At 47.4% G+C, this 7,108-nt stretch carries 5 protein-coding genes; 3 read left to right on the top strand and 2 right to left on the bottom strand.

All coding sequences use genetic code 11. The features are described from left to right. Positions 1-127: 127 nt before the first annotated feature. Positions 128-1,648: an aldehyde dehydrogenase family protein gene (locus AB4209_RS12490; protein WP_017061629.1), complete on the bottom strand. Its 1,521-nt coding sequence runs from the start codon at positions 1,646-1,648 to the stop codon at positions 128-130. 327 nt (positions 1,649-1,975) lie between these two features. On the opposite strand from AB4209_RS12490, the gene AB4209_RS12485 reads away from it, so the two are divergent. Continuing rightward, positions 1,976-3,766 (top strand): sigma-54-dependent Fis family transcriptional regulator, encoded by a 1,791-nt coding sequence (locus AB4209_RS12485; protein ID WP_017067474.1) that lies wholly within the window; start codon positions 1,976-1,978, stop codon positions 3,764-3,766. A 15-nt stretch (positions 3,767-3,781) separates the two neighbouring features. Here AB4209_RS12485 and AB4209_RS12480 read toward each other — a convergent pair whose 3' ends face one another. Continuing rightward, positions 3,782-4,633 carry a LysR family transcriptional regulator gene (locus AB4209_RS12480; RefSeq protein ID WP_102398054.1) on the bottom strand — a complete coding sequence of 284 codons (852 nt, stop codon included), beginning with the start codon at positions 4,631-4,633 and terminating at the stop codon, positions 3,782-3,784. A gap of 112 nt (positions 4,634-4,745) precedes the next feature. Here AB4209_RS12480 and AB4209_RS12475 point away from each other — a divergent pair, with 112 nt between their 5' ends. Both AB4209_RS12475 and AB4209_RS12470 read left to right on the top strand, forming a co-directional pair. Next, on the top strand, positions 4,746-5,393 hold the full coding sequence (locus AB4209_RS12475; RefSeq protein WP_372056061.1) for a glutathione S-transferase family protein: 648 nt from the start codon (positions 4,746-4,748) through the stop codon (positions 5,391-5,393). A gap of 143 nt (positions 5,394-5,536) precedes the next feature. After that, the gene (locus AB4209_RS12470) at positions 5,537-6,979 is read left to right on the top strand and encodes an N-acylglucosamine 2-epimerase (RefSeq protein ID WP_372056059.1); all 1,443 of its coding nucleotides are present in this window, start codon (positions 5,537-5,539) and stop codon (positions 6,977-6,979) included. Positions 6,980-7,108 lie beyond the last annotated feature (129 nt).

The raw sequence follows: 7,108 nt of genomic DNA, 5'->3' as shown, positions 1-7,108 counted from the left end.
TGCTCGGCGCACCATAAAAACGCCAAGCTCATAAGAACTTGGCGTTTTGCTTTTCATTTTACTTGTATTGTTTAAGCCATCTCGTTGCTAGTGACTTCCTAATAGACTGTTCTAGAACCTATCTATTTTAGAAAAAGCCTAACGGATTAGTATCGTAGCTAATTAATAGGTTCTTAGTGTTTTGGTAGTGATCGAGCATCATCTTATGTGTCTCACGGCCGATGCCGGATTTCTTATAACCACCAAACGCGGCATGTGCTGGATAAGCGTGGTAGCAGTTCACCCAAATACGTCCAGCTTCAATGTTGCGACCCATGCGATACGCTAGGTTTGCATCACGCGTCCATACACCTGCACCCAAGCCATATTCGGTATCGTTGGCAATCTCTAGCGCTTCAGCTTCGTCTTTAAACGTCGTCACCGCGATAACAGGGCCGAAGATCTCTTCTTGGAATACACGCATCTTGTTGTGCCCTTCCAGCATGGTTGGCTGGATGTAATAACCATTACCGAGATCATCAGATTGCTGCGCAACTTCGCCACCTGTCAGCACTTTAGCGCCTTCTTGGCGACCGATTTCTAGGTAGCTCAGAATCTTATCGAACTGCTCTTTTGAAGCTTGTGCGCCAACCTGAGTATCAGTATCTAGCGGGTTACCTTGTTTAATAGTTTGAGCACGCTCGACCACCTTGGCGATGAACTTGTCGTACACCGATTCATGGATCAGCACACGTGATGGACAGGTACACACTTCACCTTGGTTGAAGAACGCCAGCAACATGCCTTCGACACACTTATCAAGGTATTCGTCTTCATGGTTAAAGATGTCTGGGAAGTAGATGTTTGGAGACTTACCGCCAAGCTCAACCGTTGATGGAATCAAGCTTTCAGCGGCACATTTCAGGATGTGGTGGCCGACTTCTGTCGAACCGGTAAATGCCAATTTCGCCAAACGATCGCTGGTTGCTAACGCTTGACCCGCTTCACTACCAAAACCATTGACGATGTTGACTACGCCTGCAGGTAGAAGATCAGCGATCTTCTCCATCATCACTAAGATCGATGTCGGTGTTTGCTCCGCTGGCTTCATCACAACACAGCAACCCGCAGCCAGTGCTGGCGCCAATTTCCAAGCCGCCATTAAAATCGGGAAGTTCCAAGGAATGATCTGCCCCACCACACCGATGGGTTCTGGGAAGTGGTAGCTCGCAGTGTTTGAATCTAGCTCGGCTGCGCTGCCTTCTTGCGCCCGAATACAGCCTGCAAAGTAACGGAAGTGGTCAACAACTAACGGGATGTCTGCCGCTAGAGTCTCACGCACAGGCTTGCCGTTTTCCCACGTCTCCGCCACCGCGATTTCTTCTAGGTGCGCTTCAATGCGATCGGAAATTTTAAGTAGGATATTGGAACGTTCTGTCACACTGGTCGCAGCCCAACTAGCACGAGCCGCATGCGCCGCATCGAGTGCCAAGCTAATGTCTGCCTCTGTTGAACGTGCCACTTGGCAATACACCTGACCATTCACTGGGGAAGTGTTATCAAAATACTCGCCGCTGACAGGCTTCACCCACTCGCCACCGATAAAGTTATCGTATTGAGCTTTAAAGTTCACCACTGCGTTGTCACTACCCGGCTGTGCGTAAATCATAGTTAGATCCTTCTTCGATTTGATATTCGTTATTGAGCTAGAGCTGTCTTATTTTTGTGGCGGCTCCCCTTGAGAAAAGAACTCATGGCGAGACGCCCATGTTTATGCTTTCTGTTTAAAACACTGATACTTCGTGTTTTCTTCACAACAGTAACAACGCAAATCACACGCCAGAACTTCAAAACTTGTTGTTAATAAATTGTAAAACTATGATTACCAAACGTTTACAACCCAAAGTGAGTTGGCATTGAACGGACGTATGGAAACCACTCCAGTGTTCAACTGTTCCAAATTGGTACACCCTCACTGTTACGACATGGAACAGTCATGCACCTTCAACAAGCAAACACCTCAGATTGGCTTTCGTCCTCTTGGCACCGCAGCACAGAAGCGGGTCTAAAACAGAGACGACTTCCTGAAGACATTCGCCTACCACAATCGATTCTTAAGCAGCGACGTCATCAATCGGCTGACTTGATCCACATCGTCGAACGCAATGCGCTGCCTTTGTTTAATCAGATGTTTGCTCGTACCGACAGTCGTTTGATTCTGACCGATATTGAAGGGGTGATTCTGGCGAGTTGGGGACAGGAGCGGTTTAAGGAGAAGCTGACATCAATTGCACTCAGCTCAGGAGCGTGTTGGCAGGAACAACTTAAGGGCACCAACGCGATTGGCACCGCGATTGTTGAAGCTAAACCCGTGACCATCATTGGTGAGCAGCACTTCATCCACCAGCATCGATTTATCAGCTGTTCAGCAAGCCCTGTGTTTGATCACCAAGGGAACATGGTTGGCGTATTGGACATTACCAGTGAGCAGCAACAGCACGACAGTTCGGTGCAGCTACTGGTTCAAAATATGGTTCAGCTTGTTGAAAACCAGCTACTGAGCCACATCCCACAAGGCACCACTCGCATCGACCTCGCATGTGAGAAATCGTTATTACACAGTGGTTGGCAAGGGATTGTAATAGCCAATGAAGCTGGGGAGGTGGTGGCACACAATCAGGTCGCCTCTCAACTATTGGATCAAACCTCGATCGTCGGTGAGAGTATCGATACCCTCTTCAACCGAACCTCATTAGACACGCCTTTTGTATTTGAGAAACAACACCTCAAACAACCAACCACCAAACGCACGCGCTCCATTTCAGCATCGTGTGATTTGCACCATGGCGAGCAACAAATCGAACACGCTTGGCAGCAAGCCAACAAGGTAATCGATAAAGGGATCAGTTTGTTGATCTTAGGAGAAACAGGAGTTGGCAAAGGCGAGTTTGTTAAAGCGCTGCACAAGCAAAGCCAGCGTAAGTCTTCGCCCTTGGTAGCGGTAAATTGTGGCGCGCTGCCTAAAGACCTTATCGAATCTGAACTGTTTGGTTACGCGCCGGGCGCCTTTACGGGAGCAAGCCACAAGGGCTTCCAAGGTAAGATCCGTCAAGCAGATAAAGGGATTCTATTTCTAGATGAGATCGCCGACATGCCTTTAGAAGCTCAGTGCCGACTATTGCATGTTCTGCAAGACAAATCCGTGGTGCCAGTTGGTTCTAATCAAAGCTATCAAGTCGATTGTCAGATCATCGCTGCAACTCACAAAAACCTCGAGCAGTTAGTCGCAACAGGTGAGTTTAGGCAAGACCTGTATTACAGACTCAATGGCTTAGCCTTCACCTTGCCAAGCCTACAACACCGACAAGACAAGCACGCTTTAATCGAGCACATTCATCGTAAATACGCCGAAGACGAACAGACAATCTGCCCGCACTTGATGAGCTTACTGTGCGCCTATTCTTGGCCGGGTAATATCCGCGAATTAGACAACTTACTTAAGGTTGCTGCTCTATTAGCAAGTGATGAACCCCAACTCACACTCGAGCATGTGCCCAGCCACCTTGCTCAACATCTCACGTCATTAGCACACGATAATCAGCATCAACTCACGCCTCCTAATACCACCAAAGGTACAGCTAATAACGATTTAAGAAGTACCGTTGAAGAAACCTTGCTGCAAACCTATCAAGCCAACCAAGGCAACATAAGTAAGACTTCGAGAATACTCGGTATCAGCCGCAATACCATTTATCGAAAATTGAAAAGCTTGGGAATCCTCCAATAGGAAGATGAACCTAAGCTACTCAGAACCCAGCTCCACAAGTTGATTGAGCACTTCTTTATCCAATACCGGGTGATGCTTACTCGCTAGGATCAGCACAATATCGACCGAAGGCAACGGCGGCATATCATCAAGAATTTTCAAATCTGAAGTCACGCTTAGCTTACCCATCGCACCAATCGCTAATCCTGCTTTCACGATTGCACGCTGCGCTGAAGCGGTATTGCTACACGCCAATAACTGATAAGGCGTGCCCTGCTTGGTTAAGCCATTCACTGCCGCTGCGTGGTACTTACAATCGGTCTGAAACAAGGCTAGTGGGACTGGTTTAGACTCATCGAACACATAATCAGGGCTGCTTATCCATACTCCGATATCATGAGTGAGCCAGTAACCCTCTTCACTATCGGGCGCTCGGGTGACAATCGCCGCATCAAGCCTGCCGTCATCCAACCACTCTCTCAGCGTAATGCTGGGCAGGCTGAATATTTGGATTGAACAGGTGGGTTCTGCTTTCTGCAACAGGCGAATCACTTTCGGCAGAATGGTGTCATTGTAGTCTTCAGGGCAGCCGAGTCGCAGAGGTTGTTTGTCTTCGTAACGCTTTACTTGCTTAAGTGCGGTATTGTGAAGGGCGACCAACTGTTCGGCATGAGATCGCAGCGCTAAGCCAGCTTCAGTCAGTATTAAATTACGTCCTTCTTTCTGGAAAAGAGTGACGTTGAGTTCTTCTTCCAACTTACGCATCTGAGCACTGAACGCCGATTGGGTGCGATTTATCTGTTTCGCTGCACGAGTGAAACTACTGGTTTCTACGAACGCGAGAAAGCCTCGCAAAGCATCAATATCCATATTGAAATCACCACCCATCGTTTTTGTTAATGTATTGCATCAAAATTATCCGTTAGTGCGCCGCAATACAATCCCCTAATCTCAAATGCATGCCCCTAAATACATACCCACTAAACGCAAGGAAGCAACTATGCAGCTTTATATTGGAAACCAGAACTACTCAACTTGGTCACTGCGCGCATGGCTGATATTCGACAACTACAACCTCAATGCAGAAGTCATTAAGCTCAAGCTTTTCACCTCTGATTTCTACGACACTCTGGCGAAAGTGACACCAACGGCCAAGGTTCCAACCTTAGTTGATGGCGACGTTGCGGTGTGGGATTCACTGGCGATTCTCGAATACGTTAACGACGCCCACTTGAACGGTGCAGCGTGGCCTAGCTCAGTGAAAGAACGCGCTCATGCCCGATCAATTGCCGCAGAAATGCACTCTGGATTTTTTGCCGTCAGAAATGAAATGCCGATGAACTGTCGCGCACAACGAAAGCTCGCACTCAGTGAAGAAGCACTAAAAGACATCGCTCGTATCGATGCAATTTGGTCAGCGCAAATGGAGCTGCACCCAGAGGGATGGTTGTTTGGTGAATGGTCGATTGCCGATGCGATGTTTGCACCCGTGGCATTACGCGTAGAAACCTATGGCATCCAACTTTCAGAGAAGGCATCGCAGTATCAACAACGTGTGCTTAACAGTCCATCGATACAAAAGTGGCTGGCAGAGGCAAGCTTAGAAACCGATGTGGTTGAAGAGGACGAGGCGGGCGAACCTGTATAAAATACAAGACACCCTTCCAAAGCTCACTAGTCTGTGAGCTTTTATCTAAACCTTATTAATTTGGTCGATTGTGATCACCGAATCACAATGTGCAGGTGTGATTGTTTATATTCAAAGAAATTCAAATAGCTAAGATAAACATCATGTTACGAGCAACGATCGCATTACTCAGTGTTACTAGCTTCGCTGTATCTGCCAACGCCCCTCTTCCTTCTGGAGAAGAGTGGCTCAACCATGCTACTCAAGGGCTTGCACCTTACTGGTTGATGCCTAGCGCTCAAGGGAAACCGATAGGTAACTTCCCTACGTTTCGCTGTGATGATGGCACCTTGCTCGATGTTTCTGATGTGTGCCCTGAACTGAACAAGGGCTGGATCACGCCACACTTTGGCAAAGAGTTTACGCGAATGAAGTCACGTCAAACTTATGCCTATGGCGTGCTCTACCATCTTACTGGTGATAAGCAGGCCTTAGCGCTTGCCAAGCAAGGAGCCTACTACATCATTGATCAGCTAGAAGATAAGCAAAACGGCGGCTTTATCGGCTACACAAAAGAGGGAAAAGTAGGCCAAAATTGGCAGCAGCGTACTTCTCAAGATCAAGCGTATGCATTAGTTGGCCTTGCCATGTACTACTACCTGACTCAAGACAAAAAGATAGAAGAAGCACTCATCGCACAACAAGCTTTTATCTTTGATAAATATCGACTTAGCGACAACAGCGGTCTTGCTTGGGTACTTGCGGATGGTGAAGATGGCAAAGCCACACAGCGTGAACTGGTCGCGCAACTTGATCAAATAAACGGCTACCTGTTGTTAGTCGCTCCTCTGCTCAAAGAGCCCATCAAATCAAAATGGCTTGATGACTTAAACTGGCTCACGCAAGCCATGATTGACCAATACCATTCTGAAGATGAACAACGCTTCTACGGTGCAATTCACGATAAAGCAGCGATGATGCCGAATGCTAATCACAATGATTTTGGGCACACCATCAAAGCGTATTGGATGACTTACCTTACAGGCCAAACATTGAATAACTCTGAATGGTCGGAGTTTGGTTTAGACGGTATGAAATACACTTTGGATCAGGCGCAATATCAGAAAGAGTTCGTGAGTGTATCCCAATATTATGGCGAAGAACTTCAGAAAGCATGGAAAGGACAAGAGATAACTGGCTGGCAAAGCAGACCAAACACAAATTGGGCTTCATCATGGGAATGGGCGGAGCTTGATCAAGCAGCAATGACGGTTTCACTTGTCGATGATTCAATGAAAGACGTCCTGCAATACACCCTACCCACTTTTCATGATGTATGGGTCGACCATAAATACGGCGGTGTCGGGCTTGAGCCAAAACGCACCAAAGCTTTCCATTGGGGCAACGGTTATCACCAGTTTGAACATGCGCTGATTGGCTATCTATACGCACAGCAAGTTGACGCGAAGCCAGCAATATTGCATTACGCAAGGCCGACCAACAGCGAGATGCCAATGGAACCGTATTACTATCAAGGCGATGTGGTGGAGCTATTGAATAAAGATGACGGAACGCAGAAGGTCAGTTTCAATAACATTCGACCTTAGCGTTGGTTGTTTGTTCTAAATGGACTTGAGATTCAGGGCTACGGGGAATGGACAAGGTCAAAGAGTTAGCACAATAGTGATGTCGCAGACCAAACAAAAGCCGCTGTTGATCAGCGGCTTTCTTGATGG

It is taken from the genome of Vibrio sp. 10N.286.48.C11 (assembly GCF_041469805.1).
Classification (GTDB): Bacteria; Pseudomonadota; Gammaproteobacteria; order Enterobacterales; family Vibrionaceae; genus Vibrio; species Vibrio crassostreae_C.
This window is presented reverse-complemented; position numbering and strand designations above follow the sequence as displayed.

Coding starts and splice junctions, on each gene's coding strand:
- AB4209_RS12475 (WP_372056061.1), top strand. CDS start 4,746: ATGCAGCTTTATATTGGAAACCAGAACTACTCAACTTGGTCACTGCGC.
- AB4209_RS12485 (WP_017067474.1), top strand. CDS start 1,976: ATGCACCTTCAACAAGCAAACACCTCAGATTGGCTTTCGTCCTCTTGG.
- AB4209_RS12470 (WP_372056059.1), top strand. CDS start 5,537: ATGTTACGAGCAACGATCGCATTACTCAGTGTTACTAGCTTCGCTGTA.
- AB4209_RS12480 (WP_102398054.1), bottom strand. CDS start 4,633: ATGGGTGGTGATTTCAATATGGATATTGATGCTTTGCGAGGCTTTCTC.
- AB4209_RS12490 (WP_017061629.1), bottom strand. CDS start 1,648: ATGATTTACGCACAGCCGGGTAGTGACAACGCAGTGGTGAACTTTAAA.